Source organism: Pseudomonas sp. MS646, assembly GCF_036693845.1.
In the GTDB taxonomy this organism is placed as follows: domain Bacteria; phylum Pseudomonadota; class Gammaproteobacteria; order Pseudomonadales; family Pseudomonadaceae; genus Aquipseudomonas; species Aquipseudomonas chlororaphis_E.
The window spans coordinates 2,893,691-2,919,013 of record NZ_CP144763.1 but is presented as its reverse complement, the minus strand read 5'-3'; the positions used below and the strand labels follow the sequence as shown (position 1 = coordinate 2,919,013).

The window sequence follows — 25,323 nt, the reverse complement described above, 5'->3', positions numbered from 1 at the left end:
ATAGTAGAAGGCTGGCGGTGACGTGTCACGGTGGCCACCGCGAGCCGACCTAGGCCAGCGCCTGCAATTGCGCCAACGTCTGCTCATCCAGCGTGATGCCCTGCTCGGCGGATTTGGCCCGTTCGCGATGCCGGCGATCCCCCGGAAGCCGTCGCAGGCCGACACCGTGCATCTGCCTGACCAGTTCCTGGCTGCGCTCGGCAAAGTCCTGGCCGGCGGCCTTGCTCGGGTCGATGACGATCAGCAACTGGCCGGTCCACGGCGTCTTGGCACCCGGGTGGTTGCTCCAGTCGAACTCAAACGAAAAGTGCCCGCCAGTCAGCGCCGCGGCCAGCAGCTCGACCATCATCGACAACGCCGAGCCCTTGTGCCCGCCAAACGGCAACAGTGCGCCGCCTTCCAGGATGGCCTTGGGGTCACGCGTCGGCTGGCCGAGGCTGTCCACGCCCATGCCGGGCGGCAGCAACTCGCCCTTGCGCGCGGCGATCTGCACATCACCGTGGGCGATTGCGCTGGTGGCCAGGTCGAAGACGATCGGCTCGCCATCGGCCCGTGGCGCGGCGAAGGCGATCGGGTTGGTGCCGAACAGCGGGCGATCCGCGCCATGGGGCACGACGCAGGTCATGCTGTTGACCACGCTCAGCGCCACCAGTCCTTCGTAGGCAAACGGCTCGACATCCGGCCACAGCGCGGCGAAGTGATGGGAGTTACGGATCGCCAGCACCGCAATGCCGGCGCTGCGGGCCTTTTCCACCAGCAACGGGCGCGCGGCGGCCAGGGCTGGCTGGGCAAAACCGTTGGCGGCGTCGACCCGCACGAAGCCTGACGCCACGTCCTCGACCACCGGCACTGCCCGCCCGTTCACCCAGCCGCTCTTGAGTGTCGAGACATAACCGGGGATGCGAAACACCCCATGGCTATGGGCGCCGTCGCGCTCGGCGCCAGCGCAGTTTTCGGCCAGGACCCGGGCGACCTCGGCAGAAGTGCCGTGCCGCAGGAAGATTTTCTCCAGCAAACTCACCAGGGCATCGAGGGACAGGGGGCGAGAACCAGCGTGTTCGGATTGCGCAGACATCTGAAGCTCCAGAGTGATTGTTGGAGGTAGCAACAGCGTAAGTCGGACCAGCCCATGATTAAACACCGCTTCGCGCGCGCACTGTCAACTGTTCACGCGATAACTATGTACCGCCTCACGGTCGTCGTTCTTGCCCACGCTGGCCGCTTCCCATGGACGCGCCGCCCCACGGCGCCAAGATCGAGAAGCAACGATGACGACTGCCCCCACGCCCCTGCTGTTTCCCCACGTGTTGGACGCCAATCGCCTGGACCAACTGGACGACAGCCACGGCTTGACTCAGGCCGATCTGGAATGGCTGCACCACGCCGCGCTCCCCAGCCACACCCTGCGCCACGCGCAGACTCCACCGATGGAGGCGCAGACCATCCACCTGCAGGCCGAGGACAAGCCCTCGGTGCCCCTGGCCGGCTGCCTCACCCTCAAGGCCTTGACCGATAAAAGCCCAGCGGCCGTCAAACCGGCCTTTCTTTACACGCCCTACGGCGGGATCCAGAAATTCGACAGCCCCGAAGCGTTGGATAGCCACCTCGAAAACCTGCTCAAGGACAAGGCCCAACGTGACGAACTATTTAGGTTGCTCTCGATTCCCCAGCGCAGCGAACTCAACGGTGCATCCGTCATCACCTCGTCCAGGCAAACCATCCGCGGTGACGTTTTCGCCACCTTGATCGAGTCCGTCGAACAGGCCCAGGGCCTCAACGCCCAGGCGATGGTGAGCGAGTTGGTCAAGCTGCCGTCGCTGGCCGTCATGCTCGACCAGGTCTTGAACGAGGTGCTGTCGAATTTCGATCACAAACAGGCCCGCGTCGCGCTCAGCGCAGACGCCGGTCCGGGCACGATGGGCGCGGGCCGGGTCGCCCGCAACCTGTCACTGGCCGAGGCCGTCCTGGTGTACTTTCACCATCAGGGTCGGCCCGCCGGGCATGACGTCGACTTTATCCATCCAGGCATCACCACGACGTCGTCCAACCGCCAGCAGTGGCAAGCCATCCTGCGGGATACGGCCCGGAACCTGCTCCCCAAGCTGGCCGCGCGCCTCGACACCTATTGGGACGCCATCGCGCCGTTCCATGCCCCGCGCCGGGACTTTCTCGCGCAGGTCATCAGCGACGGCTTTCGCGCCGCCGTGTTCATCCAACGAGAGAAGCGGCAACTGACCGAAGCGCAGAGCCAGGAACTGCTGCGCCTGTACCGCTCCTCCGGCCCGCAGGAACCGCTGTTGTTCGTGGAGTCGGTTCGCCTCTGGGAGTACGCGCCGCTTTACGTGGAATTGGCGGGCTCATTGATGATCAGCGGCAAAGAGCATTACCTGTATACCCCTCACCACGGCCTGTCGAGCGTCGACGGCCACCTGGGGTTCAAGGCCGCGCTGCTCGGTGCGCCCACCTCGGTTGCCCGCAAGGACGCGCTCTACAGCCTGCTGAGCCTGCAAGAGCGCAACCGTTTCCTGCGTCTCGACGAGCCGCACGTGTCAGGCAAGACCCTCTCATATCCGGTGTTCGAGTCCCTGGCCGAGGCCATCATCGACAAGCAGATGAACAACCTGCACTACGCGCTGGAAATGTCGCGCCAGGGCGACATGGACGTCCACGCACTGGTCGACAAGGCGCTGGACATCCGCAGCCTGATCAATGGCAAGTTGCTGGAACACCAGGCACACGGGCACTGGAACACCCAGCCGTCGTTCTATGGCGAACTGCGCCTGTCCAACTTCATGGCCGACCGACTGGAACGCCAGGGCAACAGCTATCAATCGGTCGAGCAGGCCTTCAACGGCCTGTTCAGCCAGTTGCCGCAATCCACCGATGTGGCACTGGACGACGAACTTCGGGCGCTGCTGCCGGAACTGACCCACGTGTTCTCCCAGGGCTTGCGCGCGGAAGCCGAACTCAGGGAGCTCAATGGCACGTTGCCGCCCGCCGCTCACGACCTGATCCGCAATGTCTTCGCCTTCGACGCCGAAAACCCGGACCGCTCCCAGCGCCTGGGGGTCAAGGGCTTCCGGCCTGACGTCTATTCGTTGCGACTGACCTGCACCCTCGACGGCTCGACTGTCTACCTGCCCCTGCCCAACTGTTTTCTGTTGACCGAACGTGGCGGGCTGGACACGCCCTACTCCGGCCTGGGGATTTTCTGGTCACCCGCCGATGGCTTGCGGGCCTTTTCCTCCGTTGAATTGGCCACGCAACAACTGAACCGATACCTGCTGGACTCGCAAAGGCGCTTCGGCCTGCTCGCCAACCTGCCGCCGGCGCAACGCAAGCCTCACGGTCTCTATCGCCTGGCGTCGTTCGAGCTGATCGAGGACAACGTGCTGGTGAACCGGATGAATTCGTTCATCGGTTATTTCGAGGCCGAGCATGGTTACCTGAGGCAATTGAAGGCCGGTGACTGGCGCCTGGCCGGCCCCGCGCTGGTAGACAGTCTGCGCGCCCTGGTCAGGAAAGGCGCACCCACCAACCTGATGCGCGCAGCGCAAATCGCCGAGGCCGACCGCTGGCAACAGAAGCTACCCGCCTGGCTCGGCACCGCCGCCCTCGAAGACCAACGCCTGCACATCGATCTGCTGGAGCAATACAAGGGCAGCGTCAGCGACGGCAAGGATTACCTCGACGGCGTCGAGCCACTGGCCGTCTATGTGAACGCGCGGCTCAAGACCCTGCTGACCGCACGCTTCGCCAATAACAAACTGGACCCCGCCACGTTGCTGGTCACACCAAAGCTGGCACTGGCTGGGCCTGCCAGGTCGCTGACAGAGTTTGCCCTGAGCCACCTCAACATCACTGCCCTGCCCGGATTCAAGGTGTCGTCCAGCACCGGACAAAAGCTGCCGGACAACTTGAACGAAACCGCGATCCGGCAAATCCTGTTGTCGCTGGACATCTCTGGCACTTACAAAAACCAGGTGCTGGAACACTTGTCGGACACCGGCGCGGGTGTCGAAGACCGCAAGCGCAGGTTCCGTCGGCAGGTCCCTTGGCAGCTTCTGCAGCACGCACATGCGCGCCACCTGCAACAGCACCTCTCGCCCACCGCCTTCGACCTGATCCGCCAGGTGCTGGACATCCCCGACGGCCTGGCGCGCCAGGCCGTGGAAGGCGCCGATGCCGTGATTCGGCCGTTGGAGCTGATCAAGACCGCGGGCGCCACGGCGGTCAAGGCGTTGGGCCTGTACCTGATCGGCCGAGGCGCCAACGGCACCGGACCGCAGATTCTGTATGCCCCCTATCACACGGGCCACAGTTTTCTCGAATTCAAGGACGAGGCCAGCGTCGTCAGCGCTTTCAACACCCCGGGGGCACTTCAGGACCTGCTGATCCGTCGCCTGCCAGATCACCAGCAAGCCACGTTCAAAAACCTGTTCGCCAGCACGGTCGGGCACCTGTCGGAAATCACCCTGGCCGCCAACCCGATCCAGACCAACCTGCTCGACACCCTATTCAATGACAACCGGCAACTGTTGTCTCAGATGCTCGACACGCAAACCGACCGGCACCGTCAGTTCGATTGGGAGACGGTCCTGCATCTGTTCAGCGCCGGGGTCAAGTTCATCGGTCGGCAATTGCAGGGCAAACTGGCCTTCATCGAGACGCTCTGGGAAAGCTACCAGGACTTCAAGGCCTCGGCCGAAGCGTTACAGCAACACGATTGGAAAGCCGGGCTGCACAATTTTATCGCCGGCGCCGCCGAGATGGTGTCATTGGGATGGATGAACCGCGACGACACCTTCGGCCTGCTCGCTCCCGTAGAACCCGTGGCGCAGGATATCCGTGCGCTGACACCGCCGCGCTGGCAGGACATCGCCTCCACGGCTCCAACCCGCACTAACCTGCGGGTCTTCCAGGCCTTGGGTGTGAGCCTCGCCGATCTCCAGCAAAGCGCCACCGATGGCATTTACCGGGCCCAGGCGTCCGGCCGGTTCTACACCAGCGTGGCCGGCCAGGTGTTCGAAGTGGCCAAGGCCAACCGCACCTGGCGGGTGGTCCATGAAAATGGCGAAGGCCCGTTGCTCACGCTTTCCCACGACCGCAGAAAGTGGCTGATCGACCCACAACGGCAAACCATCCGCTACGGCAAGGTGATGTCCACCCTGGCCAACGCCTACAGCGACCATAAGGCAGGCGAAACCCTGAACATCGAAGCCCGGGGCATGGACAAGATCCGCCGCAAGTATCCGCGCCAGGCCACTGTCATCGTGCAGGCCCTGGAAACGGCGCGGTACTACTGCGCCAACGCCCTCGACAATCTTGATCGCATCAAGCACGGGGTGTCTGCGGGCTCTCGGCTGGACACGTTCTTCAAGGCCTTCTTTGGCGTCTACACCGTCGATGTCGCGCTGATCAAGAAGGTCCACGCCGCGATCTCTCCGCTGTGCCAGGCGCTGGCGAACCCGGCCTGGGAATGGCAGAACGGCCAGCGCATCGTCATCGGCAGCCTCAAGGACCCTGCCGACGGCGCCACGGCGTTCGTGCTCGAACCTGAGGAGAAAGGTCGGATCTACCTCACCCAGTTGTTCTTCGACCCGGGGCTCGATGGCTACAAAGCACTCGTCCCGCAGACGTTCAATGTCGACGCCCATGCCCAGGCGGCCACACTCATCCACGAAATTTCCCACCAACTGTACGACACGCTCGACATCATCTACCTGGACGCGCCACTGCCCTTCCTCGACCTGATATCCAGGAGCACGCACCTGGGGCGGGTGGCCTATAACCAGCAGGAAGAACTGCAGCACCACGGATTTTCGCTGAGCACGCCACGCAGCAAGCTGTTCCGGGAATGGGACAGCGCCGCCAAGGAACTCAGGAGCCTGGAGTTCTTTCCTCGCCACCAGGATACGGTCAAGGCCATCCTGGAAATGACCGGGGCAGCGAGCCTGGATCAAGCCCGTGATGCCTTCCTGGACCCGCATCTGCCGAAAAAACGCATCGACGTCATCCTGCGCAACGCCGACTCCATGACGTTGCTGGTCTGCGAGCTGGGCAGGCAGCTGGATGCGGCATGATTGACAAAGGCGTTGGCGAGCGGCGTTGATCTTTTTTTCACGACGCGTGTGCGAAGGTAGGCCTTTGTTCGCGTCTTTGGGTAAAAACCGGCTCATTTGATGTTCAAACGCCATGACGGCAGTTCTCGGCAGCGCCTGCCGAAGGTTAGAATGCGGCAAACCAGGAAGAGTCAATGACCGAACCTACACTCTCGGAAGCCGAATACGACGCCATTACCGATGCAGCCGCCCATTGGTGCATGCGCTTGCATGCCAGCGACTGCACCGATGCCGAGCGACGGGCCTTCAAGCAATGGCACGATGCCGATCCCCTGCATGCGTTCGAATATGAGGCCATGCTGGAGATCTGGGCGACGGCCGATCACCTGCCTCGCGTCGAGCCGCCCGCCACCCTCGCATCCCCGGCGCCCCGGCCTCGGTCCCGCTGGAGCCGGCTGGCCGTTGCGGCGGCAGTGCTGGCCGTCGGCTTGCCCCTGGCGGCGTTCACGGGTTGGCACCTCGGCTGGGTCGCCAATTCCTATGAACACTTCGAGGCCGGCGCAAGCGTGCGCCATATCACCTTGAGCGACGGCAGCCAGGTGGAGCTCAACCTGGACAGCGAGCTGGTATTTGCCAATTACAAGCATGAGCGTCGGGTGACGCTGGAAAAGGGCGAGGCATTTTTCGATGTCAGCCATGACAAGCAGCACCCCTTTGTCGTCCGCGCAGGCCAGGGCCAGGTGCGCGTGACAGGCACTCGCTTCAATGTCTGGATGTACCAGGATCAGGTGCGGGTCACGCTGGTGGAAGGTTCCGTGTGGGTGACCAGCAACCAGGCGCTCGCCAGCACCGGTTCGCAGCTGACCCCAGGCATGCAGGCCAGCTACAAGGCCGGCGACTACCAGCCGCAGGTGCGTGACATTGGCGCCGATGACAGCTCACTGGCGTGGCGCAACGGCAAGCTGGTGCTGGACAACCTCGCCCTCAGCGAGGCACTGCCGCTGATCAATCGCTATCTCGCCCGCCCGGTCATGCTGGCCGACAACAGCACCGGCTCCCTGCGTATCGGCGGGATCTACAGCCTCAATGAAGTGCAGAACCTGGTGCCTTCCCTGCCCAAGGTCCTGCCGGTCTACCTGACCCAGAACAAGGATGGCAACCCGGTCCTCAACGCCATAGGGCAACGGCCAGCTCCACACTGAATGATTCCCCGGCGGGAGTGAGCTTGCTCGCGAAGACTTGAGCCCAGCCAACATCAATGTCGCCTGGACTGCCGCTTTCGCGAGCAAGCTCGCTCCCACAGGGGGTTTCCGGCCGGCCCCATCTCTCCTGTGGGAATGAGGTCTAGTGCGTTGCCACCCGGCCTCTTTCATCGCGCTCACGAATGATCACGGCCTGGTAATCCGGGTCGGCCTTGATTTGCTCTTCGGTGAACGGCAGCACACTCCATTGCTTCTGCGAAAACGCCCGGGTCTGGTCGGTTGAGTAAGGCGACGCCGGGTCGCTGGACAACGAGAACGCCAACAACCCCTGGGCCTGTGGCCCCTTGTCGTCGAAGGTCACCACTTGCAGGTAGCTGGTGCCGCCGACCACTTCGCGCTTGCCGTTCGCCGCCGGTACGCTCTGGATGGCGTTGTAGATCCCCAGTTCCCCTGGCCCGCCGTGGATCGGTGTCTGCCGGTCACCGCTGCTGGCGACTTGAATGTCTTGCCATTGACGGTCCTTAGACCATTGCGCAGCCTCCACTGCCGCCACCGAGGCCAGCATGGCCTCGCGCACGGCCTTGAGCACCGCCGGTCGCTCGATCGCCAGGCCGCGCGGGGTGTGTTGCGGGTCTTTTGGATCGAACGCGACCCGCCACGATTCAGGCAGCGCCTGCACGCGTTCCATGATGTGCTGGAAGTGCACGAAACCCAGCCCACTGTGCAAGCCCGCAGTGCGATCCCAGGTCTTGAGGCTGACACAGGCCTCGGCGATTGCCGCGGCGTCTTTGCCGGCCTCGGCGGCGCATGCGCCAAGCAAGTCCGGCACGACCTGGTCAGCCAGGTAGACCCGATCGTCCATGACCATGCGTTGCAGATCTTCCACCTTCACCGCTCCGTCCTTGGCGAGCGAGCCCAGCCGATCCAGGGCAAACCGTGAACGCAAGCCCAGCGGCTGGCCGTGCTGGCTGATCAGCGGCGAATAGCCGGTCAGTGGCTGCGCCGGATTGACCATCCAGGCCGAATCGTTGGAGTTCTGCACGTAGTCGCGTCGCAGCAACTGCGGCAACTGGTCGGCGGCATATATGCCCTGTTGCGCGGCGTTGGGATCCACATCCCAGGCACATTCACTGCGCGAACCGTCCAGCACGATCAGTTGCAGCCCGGCCCGGGGGTCGCTGCAGCGTGCCAGCTTGGCAGCGTTGACGTTCGGCACCACCGACAGGTTCATGTAGAGGCTCTGCCCCTGGTCGTCCACCGCCAGGGTGTTGACCCAAGGGATACCCTGGATGCGATGCACGGAGCCCTGCAAGTCCTTGAGCGAGACCGCCTGGTTCATGGCGTGCCACTGCTCCAGCACTCGGTCGTTGTCCAGGTTCGCGTCCCGCAGGCTGAAAGCGAAGCGGTTATCCCAGTCGAGCTTGCCTGGCCACTGGACGATTGGCCCGAACTGCGAGCCGTAGACTACGCGGGACACCGCTTTGACCTGCCCGTCAGGTTGCTTGACGTCCACCGTGACCGCTTGTTGGCTCATTGGCACCGACTGGCCGTCGATCAGGTAGCGGGTCGGGTCCTTCGGGTCGAGTTGCAGGCGGTACAGAGTGAAATGCTTGGAGGTGTCGACAGTGTGGGTCCAGGCCAGGTGCTGGCTGAACCCGATGTTGATCACTGGCAGACCCGGCAGGGCCGCGCCCATGACATCCAGCTTGCCGGGAATGGTCAGGTGCATCTGGTAGAAGCGCATGCCGCCCACCCAGGGAAAGTGCGGGTTGGCCAGCAACATCCCGCGACCGTTGAACGAACGCTCGCTGCCGATGGCCAGCGCATTGCTGCCGCGCTCCAGGGCGAACCGTTGCTGCCGGGTCGCGGCGTCTGCAAAATCGTTGGCGACAGCGCCATTGAGTGCGCTCGCCTGGGGTGGCTGCGCTCCGGCCAGGGCTTCGGCGAACTGGCCAACGCCGCCTTCCACCAACAGGCGCCGGGTCAGCTTGACCAGGTCCAGCGCCGTGATCGGCCGAACCCATTCGCTGGCGCACTCCACGGGCAGGCCTTTGGCCTTGCGCTCGGCCAGCGCCCGGTTGTAACCCGCCACGTAGCCTTCGATCCGTTGCTGGACCGGTGGCGTCTGGGCCTGCCAGAAGCCGGACACCGCCTGCGGCGTGTTGAGCCAGTTGAAAAACACATCGCTGACACGGTTTTCCCGCTGCTCCACCGTCAGTTGCTCGGGCCCGAAGTAGCGCGAGCGCTGGCCATTGACCGTGACGATCTCGTTCGCCAACAGGCAGAGATTGTCCTGGGCGTACGCATAGCCGATGCCGTAACCCAGGCCGCGCTCATCCTGGGCACGAATATGCGGCACGCCAAAACGGGTGCGGCGGATCTCGGCGCTGGCCTGCGCCAGGTCGTCATGCGCCACGACCACGGGGCTGAGCCCCAGGGCTACGCCCATAAAAGCGCCCGCGAGGGCCATCCTCGATAACTGCCCGGACATTCTCACGTTCACTCCAGATGAAGACTTCAGAAAACCAGGACGGCCACCGACGCTCGTGACAACCGGCTGCGGTTCGCCCTGGAACATCCACACGCCGCCCGTTCGAACGGAATGTGCCTCCCCTGGAAACGAACCGGATGAAAAAAAATTAATCGCCTGAAGGGCGTTCTATCACGGGGTTTGACGAAGCAAGGGCAAATTTTTCACATCCCGCCCTTCATGATTGCCCGCCCTCGTTCGTCCTATTACAGGAGAGTATCCGTGACCTTTTCTGAACAGGCTGGTAAGGAGTTTCTGCATGCGTAACGCGCAACTGCCCATGGAGGGCAAGCCACGACCGACCGGCGTTTCGCTGGCCGTCCCCCACACCGTCTTCGCCAGGCCCGCCGAGCGCGGCGGCAATGAACACATCCGGCGCCTGCTCAAGAGCTTCGGGCTGAGGACCAGCCTGATTCGCCTCAAGGTCATCGACGCGCTGCTCAAGGCGGCCGAGGACAATCACGGCCTGGGCGTGCGGGGTGTACACAGCCAGTTGCTGGGGCTGGACATTCCGTTGTCCTTTCTCAGTGTTCGCGAGGTGTTGAAGCGCCTGTGCAGCGAGGGGGTCATCGTCCTCAACCCCGACAAGAGCTACTGCCTGCACCCCAAGGCCATGGCCGTGATCGAGGCCGGTGAGTGACGCCTGGGGTCAGGGCTTGACCTTGCGCCGCATCACACCGTTGATCACCACCACGATGACCGCCACGGCAATGGCGATGTATTGAAACAGCTGCTCGCTGATCATGCCTTTGCCCTGCATCCAGGACAGGCCCAGCATGATCGCCAGGACCACGAGGACGATCAGAATCGAGTACTTCAAGCGTTGTGAATGAGTCATTGCCAATTTCCTGAATGTTGCCGTTCTGTAGCCCGGGGCCTGCCGGGGTGACACCGGATCGAGCGATGACGGGCAGCGCACGGGCGGCCCATGGTACAGGCCAACCTGCCTGTTCGCCTACGGGCGATCACTTGCTGCCAGGGCCCACGACACCGCCGATGCACGGCATTCAAGCTTGGGCGAGGCGCGCCGATACAAGTTGGTACGTTCATCCCAACTGTTCTTGAAAGACGCCTCCGTGCAAGGAACCACCCCCATGCCCGCATTCCGAACGATTCAGGCTCGCTACACGCTGTTCCTGGTTCTATTCATCCTGGTGCTGTCGATCCTGACGGTCGTGGGCATCAGTTACCTGGTCGCGCCCAAGCTGCGCCATACCGAAGAACAGGTGGTCCTCAACCGCATTGGCGAAGTCGCCCAGCAGATCCAGGGCGAATTGAACAAGGTGCAGGCCCAGCAGCGCAGCATCACCCAGACCATTCCACTGCTCGACAGCGACGCCATCGACAAAGTGCTGCCAGGGCTGGTGGACCAGTACGGCGAGCTGAAAGTGTTTGGCGGCGGGATCTGGCCGCTGCCGAACCAGCGCGCCGAGGGGCGCAGCAAGTTCAGTACGTTCTGGCACCGCGATGCCTCCGGCAAGCTAGTGGTCAATACCTTCTGGAACAGTGACGCCGCGCCGAACTACTACGAGCAACCCTGGCACAAGGGCGGTATGGCCACCCCGGCGGGCAAGTGCGCCTGGGCCGCGGCCTACAAGGACGACGCCAGCGCCGAGCCACGCACCAACTGCGCCATGGCCATCCAGAAAAACGGCGTGCCCTATGGCGTGTCGACCATCGACGTGACCCTGGGCTTCTTCAACGAGCTGGTGGCGCGCAAGGAAGCCGACCTGAGCGCCGAGATGCTGATCGTCGAAGGCGACGGCAAAATCATCAGCAACAGTTCGCGCATCAACGGGCCGATCGTCCTGAAGAACATCAGCGAACTGGCCGCCAGCTCGCCCTTCGCCGCCCAGGTCCAGGCCGGCCTGGCCCACCGTGACCAGCCGCTGCAACGGATCGAGTTCGACAACAACGGCGTGGCCAGCACCTTTTTCATGCGCCCCATCGAAGGCTCGCCGTGGTTCCTGGCGACCGCATTGCCGACCCGCCTGATCACCGCCCAGCGCGACGATGTGTTGAACACGCTGAGCCTGCTGCAAATCCCGATGGTGATCCTGCTGGTGCTGATGCAGTTGTACGCGATCCGTCAACTGACCAACCGCATGAAGATCCTCAAGGGCAACATCGACGCCTTGTCCACGGGCGATGCCGACCTGACCCGACGCATCACCATTCGCGCCGAAGATGAACTGGGCGCTATCGGGCATTCGGTCAACGGCTTCATCGCCTACCTGCAGAACATGATTGGCGAAGTCACCCAGGCCACCGGCGCCATGGCCTCCAGCCTTGAGAACCTGCAACGGACCTCGGCCCACACCAGCGAGATCCTGATGCGCCACGCCTCGGAAACCGACCAGACCGTGACCGCCATTACCGAGATGAGCTCCACGGCCGAAAGCGTGGCGCAGAACGCCGCCGAGACCGCCGCGTTCACCCAGCGCGCCAACGAGCACGCCGATCGCTCTCGCGTGGTCGTCGGCGAGGCGTCCAACAGCGTCGTGGCGCTGATCGACGAAGTGTCCAGCGCGACCCGCAAGGTCGAAAGCATGCAGCAGGATGCCCAGCGCATCACCGAGATCCTCGGCGTGATCGGCGCCATTGCCGGGCAGACCAACCTGCTGGCCCTCAACGCCGCCATCGAGGCCGCACGGGCCGGCGAGCAGGGTCGCGGCTTTGCCGTGGTGGCCGACGAGGTCCGCGCCCTCGCCGCCCGTACCCAGGCCAGCACCTCGGAGATCAACGAAATGCTGACCCGGCTGACCCAGGGCGTAAGCTCTTCGGTGCAGGCGATGGAAAACACCCAGGCCAGTTGTCAGTCGGCCGCCGATGCGACTTCCCGAGTCAACTCGGGCCTGGACGAAATGGCCGGTTCCGTCAGCCAGATCAACAGCCTGAGCACCCAGATCGCCACCGCCGCCGAACAGCAAAGCGCGGTGACCGAGGAGATCAACCGCAGCATGGTGCAGATCCGCCACATGGTGGAGGAACTGGTGGAAAGCGGCCTGGCCAGTGAAAACAACACCCGACAACTGCTGGACGCCAACAGCCGGGTGAATGCGATCATGGGTCGATTCAAGGTGCGCTAACGGCTACGGCCATAACCTCCGTGGAAGCCGAGCTTTCGCGATAGCGGTATGTCAGTCGACAATCATGTTGGCTGGCCTGCCGTTATCGCGAGCAAGCTCGGCTCCCACAGGGTATGGCTGACGCCCCCATCCTCAGTCCCGCCTGACAATTCTGTCATCTGCGCTTCAGCCCCCTGTCAGCTCTGCCTCGCTACTCTGCTATCCTGCCGCCCAATCGTTCGACATGAGAGCCCCTCCATGGCCAAGCCCCTGCACCTGCTCGCCCTGAGCGCCTTGTTCCTGACCACCCTGGCCCAGGCCGCCGAACCGGTCACCATCGACGTGCACCGCGATGCCAACTGCGGCTGCTGCAAAAAGTGGATTTCGCACCTGCAAGACAACGGTTTCAAGGTCAATGACCATGTCGAAGCCGACATGGCTTCGGTCAAGCAACGCCTGGGCGTGGCGCCCAACCTGCGCTCGTGCCACACCGCCGAGATCAACGGCAAATTCGTCGAGGGTCATGTCCCGGCCGAGCAGGTACTGGCGTTGAGCAAGCGCGATGACTTGCTCGGTGTCGCCGCGCCCGGCATGCCCATGGGTTCGCCCGGCATGGAAATGGACGGCATGAGCGATGCCTACCAAGTGATCGGCCTGAAGAAGGACGGCACGCAAACCGTGGTGGCGGATTACCCGGCCCATTGACGGCGCGCGGTGGAACGTTCGAGCGGTTTGGTTGCCTGTGGTTAATGTCGCCATAATCGGACCGCCCCAGGATCGGCGGCGGTCCCCAAGGAGATTGACCATGTCGCGTTCTACCGCTCGCTGGCTGCCGAGCCTGTTCCTGACTGCCTCGCTGCCCTGGTTCGCCCAGGCCGCCAACCTGTCGCAAGGCCCGGCCTACGGCGCGCAACTGGAAGGCTTCGACTACCCCTACACGCTCAAGCACTTCGCCTTCCAGTCCCAGGGCAAGGCCTTGCAGATGGGCTACATGGACGTACCGGCCCAGGGCAAGGTCAATGGCCACACGGTGGTGCTGATGCATGGCAAGAACTTCTGCGCCGCCACGTGGGGCGACTCGATCAAGACCCTCAGCGAGCAAGGCTACCGGGTGATCGCGCCGGACCAGATCGGTTTCTGCACCTCGAGCAAACCCGACCATTACCAGTACAGTTTCCAACAGTTGGCGAGCAATACCCAGGCCCTGCTCAAGACCCTCGGCGTGCAGAAAGCCACGGTGCTGGGCCACTCCACCGGTGGCATGCTCGCCACCCGCTATGCCTTGCAGTTTCCCGATCAGGTCGAGCGCCTGGCGCTGGTCAACCCCATTGGCCTGGAGGACTGGAAAGCCCTCGGCGTGCCCTACCGTAGCGTCGACCAGTGGTACCAGCGCGAGCTCAAGCTCAGTGCCGACGGCATCCGCGATTACGAACGCAAGACCTATTACGCAGGGCGCTGGAAGCCTGAGTTCGATCGCTGGGTGGACATGCTCGCCGGCTTGAACAAAGGGCCGGGGCATACGCAAGTGGCGTGGAACTCGGCGCTGATCTACGACATGATCTTCACCCAGCCGGTCTACTACGAGTTCAAGGACCTGCGCGTCCCCACCCTGCTGCTGATCGGCACCGCCGACACCACGGCCATCGGCAGCGACATTGCGCCACCCGCCGTGAAGGCCAGGTTGGGACGCTATGAGGTACTGGGCAAACAGGTTGCACAGTTGATCCCCCAGTCGACCCTGGTGGAGTTTCCCAACCTGGGGCACGCGCCGCAAATGGAAGAGCCGGAGCGCTTCCACAAGGCCTTGCTCGGCTGGCTGAACAAACCCATTCCCTGACGAGGTGTTCCATGGCGGTGCAAATAGCAGTCATCGATGATTGGCAAGACGTGGCGCGGGACGTGGTCGACTGGTCGCCGCTGGACGCCGTGGGCCACGTGACCTTTGTCCACGACTACCCCGCTGACCGCGACACCCTTGTCGAGCGTTTGCAGCGCTTCGAAGTGATCTGCGTGATGCGCGAGCGCACCACCTTCGATGAAGACCTGTTGCAGCGCCTGCCCCGTCTCAAGCTGTTGCTCACCGGCGGCATGCGCAACGCCGCCCTCGACCTTGAAGCCGCTGCCAGGCTGGGCATCCAGGTGTGTGGCACGCAAAGCTACAAGCACGCCGCGCCCGAACTGACCTGGACGTTGATCATGGCCCTGACCCGGAACCTGGTGCGGGAAGCCAATGCCCTGCGCGCCGGTTTGTGGCAGCAAGGCCTGGGTGGCGACCTGCACGGCAAGACCCTGGGGATCCTCGGCCTGGGCAGCATCGGCACGCGGGTGGCGCAGTTCGGCCAGGTGTTCGGCATGCGGGTGATCGCCTGGAGCCAGAATCTCACGGCCGAACGCGCCGCCGAAGCAGGCGTGACCTATGTGAGTAAGCAGGCGCTGTTCGAGCAGGCCGATATCCTGTCGGTCCACCTGGTGCTCGGCGAACGCAGTCGCGGCCTGGTGGATGCCCAGGCCTTGGGCTGGATGAAACCCTCTGCCTTGCTGGTCAACACCGCCCGCGGGCCGATCGTCGATGAAGCCGCGTTGATCGATGCCCTCCGGCACAAACGCCTGGCCGGCGCCGCCCTCGACGTCTTCGCCCAGGAACCCCTGCCCGCCGACCACCCGTTCCGAACCCTGGACAACGTACTGGCCACCCCGCATGTGGGCTACGTCACGCAACAGAACTACCAGCTCTTCTATTCCCTGATGATCGAAGACCTCCTGGCCTGGGCCGCCGGCCAACCCATCCGCCTACTGACCGCCACCCCCTGACCACACCCGCTCCCACAATTCAATGGCGCATGTCCACAAAACCGGCGCCTGGCCAAGGACCCCTGTGGGAGCGGGCTTGCCCGCGAAGACGCCATCCCAGTCAACATCACCGCCCCAGACAGACCGCTTTCGCGGGCAAGCCCGCTCCCACAATTGAATGGGGCATGTCCACAACCCCCCCACCTGGCAACGATCCTTGTGGGAGCGGGCTTGCCCGCGAAGACGCCATCCCAGCCAACATCACCGCCCCAGACAGACCGCTTTCGCGGGCAAGCCCGCTCCCACAAGTGGCCCGGGTCGGGCACGGCCAATCCTGTTCCCACATTCCATCCCAGCCTGTCATTCACCTGTAGTTTTTCAATAGCACACAGGCCATCAAAAAGCCTCTATCGCTCACGCCCCTTAATGGTGCGCGACGCCATCCCATCGCGCGCCGCTATAAAACACGGCATGCCCTCTACACGGTTTTGATTTCAGAAACATGCACTTCGTCGGCGCGTCTTTCGCGCTGTCGTGTAAGACATTGCCGACAAAAAACGTGATTGTCGGACAATTCGACGAAGCGCACCGCAGCGCTCTAGCTTCTGACCTAGACTCGCGAACCGGGGGTAATACCGACCGATCATCCAGACGAAAAAAAGTCGAAACTTTTCGCAACGGCGACAGGTCAGGGTAATGGAAGGGTAACAGCGGCTGGTGCAGTCCTTGCAACGGCCCTCCCACCTGATTCGCTTCGCCGCATTGGGCAGCGCTTTGCTTACCTTGCGTAGCGCTTGTGCGCCTGGCCGCAGGATTCGGCCAATGTAACAACAGCTCTGGCGCATGCCGGAAACAGATCGAGAAAACAGGAGAGATTTATGATCAGTGCTGCCTTGGAACCACAACAGGTCCGTTCTCAATTACCGCCGGCGGCCGATTCGCCGACGGCTCCGGTGCTCGCCACCGGCGGCAAGGCACTGCTCCCCGTCGTTCGCCACAACCCCAATCGCAAGAAGGTCTTGTTCGTCACGTCGGAAATCGCCGACCTGGTGAAAACCGGCGGGTTGGGCGACGTGTCTTCGGCGCTGCCCCGGGCCATGGCTGGCCTGCATGATGTGCGGGTACTGATTCCCGGCTATCCGCAGGTGATGAACAGCGGCAATCCGATCCACATCATCGGCGAACTGGGCGGCCACGCCGCGCTGCCGCCGTGCAAGATCGGCCGCATGGACATGGCCGACGGCTTGGTGATCTACGTCCTGATTTGCCCCGAGCTGTATGCCCGCGAAGGCTCGCCCTATGGCGCCAACAACGGTCGCGACTGGCCGGACAACCACATTCGCTTCGCCCGCCTGGGCCTGGCGGCCGCCGACATCGCCGCCAACCTCGCCCAGATCCACTGGTGCCCCGACCTGGTCCATGCCCACGATTGGCCGGCTGGACTGGCGCCGGCCTACATGCACTGGCGCGGCCAACGGACCCCCACCCTGTTCACCATTCACAACCTGGCCTACCAGGGCGTGGTGAGCCTGGCGTGCTGCCCGGAGCTGGGCATTCCCGAACACGCCTTGCAACAGGAAGGCATGGAGTTCTACGGCAAGCTGTCGTTCCTCAAGGCGGGCATGGCCTACTCCAGCCACATCACCACCGTCAGCGCCACCTATGCCCAGGAAATCACCACCCCCACCTTCGGTTGCGGGCTCGATGGCTTCCTGGCGGCCAAGACCCAGCAGGGCCTGCTCAGCGGCATCCCCAACGGCATTGACGAAAGCTGGGACGCGGCGACCGACTCGCACCTGTTCCGCCAGTTCGCCATCGGCGACTGGGAAGGCAAGGCCGTCAACGCCGCCCATGTACGCGAGCTGTTCGGCCTGGACGATTGCACCGGGCCGCTGTTCGCCGTGGTCTCGCGCCTGGTGTACCAGAAAGGCCTGGACCTGACCGAGGCGGTCGCCGAGTTTATCGTCGAGTCGGGCGGCCAGATCGCGATCATCGGCCGTGGCGAGCCGGAGGAAGAACAAGCCATGCGCGAACTGGCGCTGCGTTTCCCCGGCCGGATCGGCGTGCGCATCGGCTTCAACGAAACCGATGCGCGGCGGATGTTCGCCGGCAGCGACTTTTTGCTGATGCCGTCGCGCTACGAGCCTTGCGGCCTGAGCCAGATGTACGCGCAGCGCTTCGGCTCGCTGCCGGTGGCACGCAACACCGGCGGGCTGGCGGACACCATCGAGGACGGCGTCACCGGTTTCCTGTTCGACGAGTCCACCGTCGACAGCTACAAGGAGGCCCTGAGCCGGGCCTTCAAGGTCTTCGAATTCCCTGATCTGCTCAATGCCATGCGTTGCCGGGCCATGTCGGCACCTTTCAACTGGAGCAAGGCGGTGGAGCCCTACGCCGAACTCTACGAACAGCTGGTGGCTAAATCACTGGGTAAATCGGCCAGACAATGAGGTAACGATGTCGTCAAGGACGCCTGATACATGGACCCACGGCGCGGTGATGCTCGATAACGAGCACACCCGCTTCGCCCTCTGGGCACCGGATGCTTTTTTTGTCAGTGTCGAATTCGACTCTGGAGATTCAATCCCCCTGCTGCCCCAGGCCGACGGCTGGTTCATGATCCAGACCCGTTGCCCCGCCGGCACCCGCTACCGCTTCAACATCGACGGCGAGCTGGAGGTGCCGGACCCGGCCTCCCGCGCCCAGGCCGGCGATATCGACCGCCACAGCGTGGTGGTCGACCCCCATGCCTACCAATGGCGCCACACCCACTGGTCCGGCCGGCCCTGGTACGACGCCGTCATCTACGAACTGCACGTTGGCGCCCTCGGTGGTTTCGAGGGGGTCGAGCAGCACCTGGCGCGCCTGGCCGGGCTCGGGGTCACCGCCATCGAACTGATGCCGCTGGCGCAGTTTCCCGGCGACCGCAACTGGGGCTACGACGGCGTCCTGCCCTACGCGCCACAAGCCTCCTACGGCACGCCGGAGCAGCTCAAGCACCTGATCGACAGCGCCCATGGCCACGGTCTGGCGGTGATTCTCGACGTGGTCTACAACCACTTCGGTCCCGACGGCAATTACCTGCACCGCTATGCCAAGGGGTTCTTTCGCGAAGACAAACACACGCCTTGGGGCGCGGCGATCGATTTTCGCCGCCGCGAAGTCCGGGACTTCTTCATCGACAACGCGCTCATGTGGTTGCTGGAATACCGTTTTGACGGCCTGCGCCTCGACGCCGTGCACGCCATCGAAGACCCGGATTTTCTCCAGGAGCTCGCGGCGCGGGTGCGCGAACAAGTGGACCCGACCCGGCACGTCTGGCTGACCGTGGAAAACGAGCACAACCAGGCCAGCCTGCTGGAGCAAGGCTACGATGCCCAGTGGAACGACGACGGCCACAATGCCTTGCACGTGTTACTGACCGGCGAGACCGACGCCTATTACGCCGACTACGCCGAGCAGCCCACCGAACAATTGGCACGCTGCCTGAGCCAGGGTTTCGTCTTCCAGGGCCACATCAACCGCCACGGTGAGCCACGAGGCGAACCCAGCGGGCACCTGCCGCCCAGCGCGTTCGTGCTGTTCCTGCAGAACCACGACCAGATCGGCAACCGCGCCCTCGGTGAGCGCCTACATCAACTGGCCCCGCCCCAGGCCTTGCAGGCTGCGACGGTCCTGTTGCTGCTCTCGCCGATGATTCCGCTGCTGTTCATGGGCGATGAGGTGATTGCGCCACAGCCTTTCCTGTTCTTCACCAGTCATCACGGCGAACTGGCGCAATTGGTGCGTGAAGGCCGACGCAATGAGTTCAAGGCCTTCAGCGCCTTCGCCGACCCGCAACAGCGCGAGCGGATTCCCGATCCCAACGCGGCCACCACCTTCGAAGCCTCGCGCCCGAACCTGGAGGCCCATGAACCGGAACAACTGGCCCGCGAGACGCTGTATCGCAGCCTGCTGAAGATCCGGCGCGAAGAAATCGTCCCACGCCTGCCCGGCGCCCACGCGCTGGAAACGGACGTGCTCGGCCCGGGCGCCGTCAGTGCCCGCTGGCAGTTGGGCGACGGCAGTGTGCTGCGCATCGACCTCAACCTCAGCGCCGAGCCGGTGGCGCATACCGCCGCCGAGGACCCACGCATTCTTTTCGAACATCCGCCCCACGCCATGGGTCTGTTGCAACAGGGCCACCTTGCGCCCTGCAGCGCGCTGGTCAGCCTGACACAGGCGGCCCCGTTGCCCACCATCACTGGAGAGCGCCCATGAGCGATGCGCAACTGGAAATCCTCGCCGGCCGGGCGGGCCTCGCGGTGGATTGGATCGATGCCAACGGCCGGGCCCAGAAAGTCTCGCCCGCCGTCTTGCGCTCGGTCCTGACGGGCCTCGGCCATCCCGCCGGCAGTGCCCAGGAAATCGACGCCAGCCTGCTGCAATTGCAGCAGGAGCAACAGAACCATCAATTGCCACCGCTGCTCACGGCCGATGTCGGGGTCAGTGTCGACTTGAGTCGTTATTTCGAGGCCGGCACCCCCTGCGAGGTCCGCCAGGAGGATGGCGCCACGCTGAACCTCAAGCTCGACGCCGACGCCAGGCTGCCGGGCATGCTGCCGGTGGGTTACCAGCACGTCAGCATCGACGGGCAGCACTTCACCCTGGCGGTCGCGCCGGCGCGCTGCTACAGCGTCGCCGATGCGGTAAACGATCCAACGCCACGGACCTGGGGCCTGAGTGCCCAACTGTATGCGCTACGGCGCCCCGGTGACGGCGGTTTCGGTGACACCCAGGCCCTGGAAGACCTGGCACGGGTGGCCGGTGAGCGCGGTGCCGAGGCCATCGCCATCAGTCCGATGCACGCAATGTTCAGCAGCGACACGGGTCGCTACAGCCCTTACTCGCCGTCCAGCCGGTTGTTTCTCAACAGTCTGTACGCGGCGCCAGGCACCATCCTGGGCGAGCGCGCCCTGCGCACCGCCATCGATGCCACGGGCCTTGCCAACCAACTGCAAAAGCTGGAAGACCAACCCCTGGTCGACTGGCCGGTGGCGGCCGAGGCCAAGCAGAAGGTCCTGCGGGCGCTGTACGACGGTTTCAGCCAGGGCGAACACCCCTTGCACGAAGACTTCAGCAGTTTCCGCCACGCCAGCGGCGAGGCCCTGGAAAACCACTGTCGCTTCGAAGCCTTGCAGGCCGAACGCGCCGCCCGCGGCGAAAGCCTCGACTGGCGGCAGTGGCCGGAGGAATGGCGCAACCCGCGCAGCGCCGTGCTGGCGCATTTCGCCGAAGAAAACGCCGATGAAATCGGTTTCTATGCCTTTTGCCAATGGCTGATCGCCCGCTGCCTGGAGCGCGCCCAGAGCGCCGCCAAATCCAGTGGCATGGGCATTGGCCTGATCGCCGACCTCGCGGTGGGGGCCGACGGAGCCGGCAGCCAGGCCTGGAGCCGTCAGGATGAATTGCTCGCCTCGCTGACCGTGGGCGCACCGCCCGACATTCTCAACCGCTCCGGCCAGGGCTGGGGAATCTCGGCGTTCTCCCCCGAAGGGCTGGTGCGCAACGGTTTTCGCGCATTCATCGAGATGCTGCGGGCCAACTTCGCCCACGCCGGTGGCTTGCGCATCGACCACGTCATGGGCCTGCAACGCCTGTGGGTGATCCCCAATGACGCCCCGCCTTCGGACGGCGCCTATCTGTATTACCCGGTGGACGACCTGCTGCGCCTGCTGGCACTCGAATCCCACCGTCACCAGGCCATCGTGCTCGGCGAAGACCTCGGCACCGTGCCGGACGGCCTGCGGGAAAAACTCAGCGCCCGGTCGATCCTGGGCATGCGCGTGCTGTTGTTCGAACAGGACAACACCCACTTCAAGCCGATCCTCGACTGGCCGGACAACGCGCTGGCGACCACCAGCACCCATGACCTGCCGACCCTCAATGGCTGGTGGCACGGGCACGACATCGATTGGAATGCGCGGCTGGACCTGATCGACTCCCATACGGAAATAGACTGGCGCAAGCACCGCGAGCGTGAACGCGAAGGCCTGCGCAGCGTGCTGAACCAGGACCCACAGAACTTTCGCGAAGAACACCGCGAGACCGACCAGGTGCTGGACGCCAGCGTGCGCTTTCTCGGCCACACCCGTGCGCCGCTGGTGCTGTTGCCACTCGAAGATGCCCTGGGTATCGAAGAGCAGGCCAACCTGCCCGGCACCATCGACACCCACCCCAATTGGCGCCGCCGCCTGGCCCACGACAGCCAGGCGTTGCTGGATCACCCGGACGCCGCCCGGCGCCTGGAAATACTTGCCTGTGCGCGACTCCAGGCGAACGAGCGTGACCGATGAATCTGCCTACGATCCAACCACTGCGGGCGACCATTCGCCTGCAATTTCATAAAGGCTTCACCCTGGACGATGCCGTCGCACAGGTACCGTACTTCGCCGCGCTGGGCATCAGCCATATCTATGCCTCCCCGCTACTCAAGGCCCGTGCCGGCTCCATGCACGGCTACGACGTGGTCGACCCGACCCTGGTCAACCCGGAACTGGGCGGCGAGGACGCCTTGCGACGCCTGGTGGCGACCCTTCGCGAGCACCGGATGGGGCTGATCCTCGACATCGTCTCCAATCACATGGCGGTCGGTGGCAACGACAACCCCTGGTGGCTGGACCTGCTGGAATGGGGGCGCCTGAGCCCGTATGGCGAATTCTTCGACATCCAGTGGCACTCTCCCGACCCATTGCTGGAAGGCCAGTTGCTGCTGCCATTCCTGGGCAGCGACTATGGCGTTGCCTTGCAGGAAGGCACCCTGCAACTGCGCTTCAATGCCGCGCAAGGCAGCTTCTATGTCGAACACTACGAGCACCATTTCCCCATCTGCCCGATGCACTATGGCGAGTTGCTCAAGCCCACCGACGACCTGCCTGGCGAACGGGCCGAAGCCCTCAAGGCGCTGGCCGAACGCTTCACCACGCTGAACTACCAGACCGACGCCCACACCCTCGCCCGCCCGCTACAGGTGCAATTGCGCGAACTGGCGACAGCTCCGGATATCCTCGCCGCCATCGAGGACAACCTGCGCAACTACGATTGCACCCAACCGGAAGGCTTCGAGCGCCTGCACCAACTGCTGGAACGCCAGAGCTACCGGCTCGCCAGCTGGCGCACGGCCGCGGATGACATCAACTGGCGACGGTTTTTCGATGTCAACGAACTGGGTGGGTTGCGGGTCGAGCGCCCGGCCGTGTTCGAAGCGACCCATGCGAAGATCTTCCAGCTGATTGGCGAAGGCCTGGTGGATGGCCTGCGCATCGATCACATCGATGGGCTGGCCGATCCACGAGGCTACAGCCGCAAGCTGCGCCGGCGACTCGATGCCCTGTCCCCGTCGCGGCACCTGCCGATCTTCATCGAGAAGATCCTTGGCGACGGCGAGACCTTGCGTCGGGACTGGAACGTCGACGGCAGCACCGGCTACGAGTTCATGAACCAGATCTCGCTGCTGCAACACGACCCGGCCGGTGCTGAACCGCTTGCCGAGTTCTGGAGCCGCCAGAGCGAGCGACCGGCGCACTTCATCGAGGAAGCCCGGCTGGCCCGCCAGCAGATCCTCAACGGCTCCCTCGCCGGGGACTTCGAAAGCGTCGCCCAGGCCCTGCTGCAAGTGGCGCGGGACGACGTGATGACCCGCGACCTGACCCTGGGCGCGATTCGCCGGGCGTTGCAGGAACTGATCGTGCATTTCCCGGTGTACCGCACCTACATCAGCCCTTTGGGACGCTCGACCGAAGACGAGGCGTTTTTCAACCAGGCCCTGGAAGGCGCCCGGCAAACCCTCAGCGAAGCCGATTGGCCAGTGCTCGATTGCCTGGCCGGCTGGCTCGGTGGCATGCCCTGGCGCCAACGCCCCCGCGGCCCCCAGCGCAAGCGCCTGCGCCATGCCTGTGTGCGCTTCCAGCAACTGACCTCGCCGGCCGCCGCCAAAGCCGTGGAAGACACCGCGCTGTACCGCTCGGCCGTGCTGTTGTCGCGTAACGATGTGGGCTACAACACCGAACTGTTCAGCGCCCCGCCCCAGGCATTCCACAACGCTTGCCTTGAGCGGCTCGAGCATTTCCCCGACAACCTGATGACCACCGCGACCCACGACCACAAGCGTGGCGAAGACACCCGCGCCAGGCTGGCCGTGCTCAGTGAACGCGCCGACTGGTACACCGCCAGCGTGGAGCAATGGCGCATCCTCGCGCCCTCGCTGCACAGCGATCCGGCGTCGCCTTCGGCTGGCGATGAACTGATCCTGTACCAGGCGCTGTTGGGGAGCTGGCCGCTGGACCTGGACATCCAGGACCACAAGGCCTTGGCCGAGTACAACGAACGCCTCTGGCAGTGGCAGCGCAAGGCCCTGCGCGAAGCCAAGCTGCAAAGCAGTTGGGCGGCGGTCAACGACGCCTATGAGCAAGCGACCCAGTTGTTTCTCGAACGCCTGTTGCTGGGCGATGAAGGGCTGCCGCTGCGCAGTGCCATCGCCGAGGCAGTCCAGGCCATCGCGCCAGCGGGGGCGCTCAACAGCCTGGCGCAAACCTTGCTGCGCATGACCGTGCCCGGCGTGCCGGACTTGTACCAAGGCAACGAGTTCTGGGATTTCAGCCTGGTGGACCCGGACAACCGGCGCCCGGTGGATTTCCAGGCGCGTCGCGAAGGACTACAGGCCGACAGCACGCCGGCGAGGTTGCTGCGCGACTGGCGCAATGGCCGGGTCAAACAGGCGCTCATCGCCAGGACGCTGGCCCTGCGCGCCCAATGCCCGCAGTTGTTCCAGCAAGGCCGCTACCAACCGCTGGAAGTGGTTGGCGAGCAAGCCCGCCGGGTGCTGGCGTTCATGCGCGAGCACGGGCAGCAACGGGCGGTCGTCGTGGTGCCGATCCATGCTGCCCGCTTGCTGGAAAACAGTGCGCAGCCGCAGGTGGCCGCCTCGGACTGGGGCGATACCCGCGTGTCATTACCGTTCGCCACCCAGGAGGGAAAACTGAAGGGACTTTTTTCAAGCACAGCAGTCACACCCCAAGGGGAGCTGATGGTCAGCGCCGCGCTGGGGGATTTCCCGGTCAATGTCTTTATCCAATCTTGAGTTGTCAGGAGCACTGCGATGAGTACCGACGATAAACGTATTCGCGAATTCGCCTACCAGATCTGGGAGTCCGAAGGTAAGCCTACCGGGCACGAAAAACGCCACTGGGAGATGGCGCGCAAACTGGCGGAAGCCGAAGCCCTGGCCCCGAGCAAACCGCCCAAGGCCGCAGGCAAGGCTCCTGCTGCCAAGGCCGACGGCGCCAAGCTTGCCGCCAAACCCGCGGCCAAGCCGGCACCGAAGGCCGCTGCCCCCAAGGCCAAGCCCGCCGCCAAACCTGCGGCAGCCAACTCGGCGATTGAAAAACCGGCCGAGAAAAAACCACGGGCGGCCCGCAAGCCTCCGGCGGTGTAATCACAACGCTCACGCAGTGCGCCTGTTGATGTACCACTGTGGCGAGGGAGCCTGCTCTCGCTGGGCTGCTCAGCAGCCCAGGCCCGGGCCGCGTTGCGCCTCGGTGGGGATGAATCTTCCTCGCCCCAGGGGTCGTGCGCCCGGGACGACCCTTGAATCAACGGACCTTGAACCGATCGCTTTGCCGTAACTGTCTGTC

The 25,323-nt window shown here is 64.1% G+C and carries 15 protein-coding genes; 12 read left to right on the top strand and 3 right to left on the bottom strand.

All coding sequences use genetic code 11. From position 1 onward, the window contains the following. Positions 1-49: 49 nt before the first annotated feature. Positions 50-1,075 carry an Ldh family oxidoreductase gene (locus tag V3H56_RS12905; RefSeq protein ID WP_123579968.1) on the bottom strand — a complete coding sequence of 342 codons (1,026 nt, stop codon included), beginning with the start codon at positions 1,073-1,075 and terminating at the stop codon, positions 50-52. A 193-nt stretch (positions 1,076-1,268) separates the two neighbouring features. Between V3H56_RS12905 and V3H56_RS12900 the strand changes: the two genes are divergently transcribed. Both V3H56_RS12900 and V3H56_RS12895 read left to right on the top strand, forming a co-directional pair. Continuing rightward, positions 1,269-6,083 (top strand): DUF6543 domain-containing protein, encoded by a 4,815-nt coding sequence (locus tag V3H56_RS12900; RefSeq protein ID WP_338474711.1) that lies wholly within the window; start codon positions 1,269-1,271, stop codon positions 6,081-6,083. Positions 6,084-6,256: 173 nt separating this feature from the next. Continuing rightward, complete coding sequence (locus V3H56_RS12895; protein WP_338474710.1) at positions 6,257-7,264, top strand: FecR family protein; 1,008 nt, start codon at positions 6,257-6,259, stop codon at positions 7,262-7,264. 142 nt (positions 7,265-7,406) lie between these two features. Here V3H56_RS12895 and V3H56_RS12890 read toward each other — a convergent pair whose 3' ends face one another. Continuing rightward, on the bottom strand, positions 7,407-9,755 hold the full coding sequence (locus V3H56_RS12890; RefSeq protein ID WP_338474709.1) for an acylase: 2,349 nt from the start codon (positions 9,753-9,755) through the stop codon (positions 7,407-7,409). 298 nt (positions 9,756-10,053) lie between these two features. Between V3H56_RS12890 and V3H56_RS12885 the strand changes: the two genes are divergently transcribed. Beyond that, positions 10,054-10,434 carry a fe2+ zn2+ uptake regulation protein gene (locus V3H56_RS12885; RefSeq protein ID WP_042731963.1) on the top strand — a complete coding sequence of 127 codons (381 nt, stop codon included), beginning with the start codon at positions 10,054-10,056 and terminating at the stop codon, positions 10,432-10,434. A gap of 9 nt (positions 10,435-10,443) precedes the next feature. Here V3H56_RS12885 and V3H56_RS12880 read toward each other — a convergent pair whose 3' ends face one another. Then, complete coding sequence (locus V3H56_RS12880; protein WP_042731964.1) at positions 10,444-10,632, bottom strand: hypothetical protein; 189 nt, start codon at positions 10,630-10,632, stop codon at positions 10,444-10,446. Between the two features lie 256 nt (positions 10,633-10,888). On the opposite strand from V3H56_RS12880, the gene V3H56_RS12875 reads away from it, so the two are divergent. The 9 genes from V3H56_RS12875 (at position 10,889) to V3H56_RS12835 (ending at position 25,124) form a co-directional block, all read left to right on the top strand. Next, on the top strand, positions 10,889-12,883 hold the full coding sequence (locus V3H56_RS12875; protein WP_047738169.1) for a methyl-accepting chemotaxis protein: 1,995 nt from the start codon (positions 10,889-10,891) through the stop codon (positions 12,881-12,883). A 237-nt stretch (positions 12,884-13,120) separates the two neighbouring features. Continuing rightward, positions 13,121-13,567 (top strand): DUF411 domain-containing protein, encoded by a 447-nt coding sequence (locus V3H56_RS12870; protein WP_042731966.1) that lies wholly within the window; start codon positions 13,121-13,123, stop codon positions 13,565-13,567. A 100-nt stretch (positions 13,568-13,667) separates the two neighbouring features. Continuing rightward, entirely contained in the window at positions 13,668-14,699 is a 1,032-nt protein-coding gene (locus tag V3H56_RS12865; RefSeq protein WP_338474708.1) for an alpha/beta hydrolase, read from the top strand. A gap of 11 nt (positions 14,700-14,710) precedes the next feature. Beyond that, a complete protein-coding gene (locus V3H56_RS12860; protein WP_338474707.1) occupies positions 14,711-15,673 on the top strand; it encodes a D-2-hydroxyacid dehydrogenase family protein in 963 nt (320 codons plus the stop codon). An 857-nt stretch (positions 15,674-16,530) separates the two neighbouring features. Beyond that, on the top strand, positions 16,531-18,102 hold the full coding sequence (gene glgA, locus V3H56_RS12855) for a glycogen synthase GlgA (protein ID WP_042730662.1): 1,572 nt from the start codon (positions 16,531-16,533) through the stop codon (positions 18,100-18,102). 7 nt (positions 18,103-18,109) lie between these two features. Beyond that, the gene (gene treZ / locus V3H56_RS12850) at positions 18,110-19,912 is read left to right on the top strand and encodes a malto-oligosyltrehalose trehalohydrolase (RefSeq protein ID WP_047738166.1); all 1,803 of its coding nucleotides are present in this window, start codon (positions 18,110-18,112) and stop codon (positions 19,910-19,912) included. Beyond that, positions 19,909-21,987 (top strand): 4-alpha-glucanotransferase, encoded by a 2,079-nt coding sequence (gene malQ, locus V3H56_RS12845; protein WP_338474706.1) that lies wholly within the window; start codon positions 19,909-19,911, stop codon positions 21,985-21,987. The genes treZ and malQ overlap by 4 nt, the downstream gene beginning before the upstream one ends. Further along, positions 21,984-24,770 (top strand): malto-oligosyltrehalose synthase, encoded by a 2,787-nt coding sequence (locus tag V3H56_RS12840; RefSeq protein ID WP_047738164.1) that lies wholly within the window; start codon positions 21,984-21,986, stop codon positions 24,768-24,770. Before malQ ends, V3H56_RS12840 begins: the two co-directional genes overlap by 4 nt. Positions 24,771-24,788: 18 nt before the next feature. Continuing rightward, entirely contained in the window at positions 24,789-25,124 is a 336-nt protein-coding gene (locus V3H56_RS12835; protein WP_047738161.1) for a DUF2934 domain-containing protein, read from the top strand. Positions 25,125-25,323 lie beyond the last annotated feature (199 nt).

Coding starts and splice junctions, on each gene's coding strand:
- V3H56_RS12905 (WP_123579968.1), bottom strand. CDS start 1,075: ATGTCTGCGCAATCCGAACACGCTGGTTCTCGCCCCCTGTCCCTCGAT.
- V3H56_RS12900 (WP_338474711.1), top strand. CDS start 1,269: ATGACGACTGCCCCCACGCCCCTGCTGTTTCCCCACGTGTTGGACGCC.
- V3H56_RS12895 (WP_338474710.1), top strand. CDS start 6,257: ATGACCGAACCTACACTCTCGGAAGCCGAATACGACGCCATTACCGAT.
- V3H56_RS12890 (WP_338474709.1), bottom strand. CDS start 9,755: ATGTCCGGGCAGTTATCGAGGATGGCCCTCGCGGGCGCTTTTATGGGC.
- V3H56_RS12885 (WP_042731963.1), top strand. CDS start 10,054: ATGCGTAACGCGCAACTGCCCATGGAGGGCAAGCCACGACCGACCGGC.
- V3H56_RS12880 (WP_042731964.1), bottom strand. CDS start 10,632: ATGACTCATTCACAACGCTTGAAGTACTCGATTCTGATCGTCCTCGTG.
- V3H56_RS12875 (WP_047738169.1), top strand. CDS start 10,889: ATGCCCGCATTCCGAACGATTCAGGCTCGCTACACGCTGTTCCTGGTT.
- V3H56_RS12870 (WP_042731966.1), top strand. CDS start 13,121: ATGGCCAAGCCCCTGCACCTGCTCGCCCTGAGCGCCTTGTTCCTGACC.
- V3H56_RS12865 (WP_338474708.1), top strand. CDS start 13,668: ATGTCGCGTTCTACCGCTCGCTGGCTGCCGAGCCTGTTCCTGACTGCC.
- V3H56_RS12860 (WP_338474707.1), top strand. CDS start 14,711: ATGGCGGTGCAAATAGCAGTCATCGATGATTGGCAAGACGTGGCGCGG.
- glgA (WP_042730662.1), top strand. CDS start 16,531: ATGATCAGTGCTGCCTTGGAACCACAACAGGTCCGTTCTCAATTACCG.
- treZ (WP_047738166.1), top strand. CDS start 18,110: ATGTCGTCAAGGACGCCTGATACATGGACCCACGGCGCGGTGATGCTC.
- malQ (WP_338474706.1), top strand. CDS start 19,909: ATGAGCGATGCGCAACTGGAAATCCTCGCCGGCCGGGCGGGCCTCGCG.
- V3H56_RS12840 (WP_047738164.1), top strand. CDS start 21,984: ATGAATCTGCCTACGATCCAACCACTGCGGGCGACCATTCGCCTGCAA.
- V3H56_RS12835 (WP_047738161.1), top strand. CDS start 24,789: ATGAGTACCGACGATAAACGTATTCGCGAATTCGCCTACCAGATCTGG.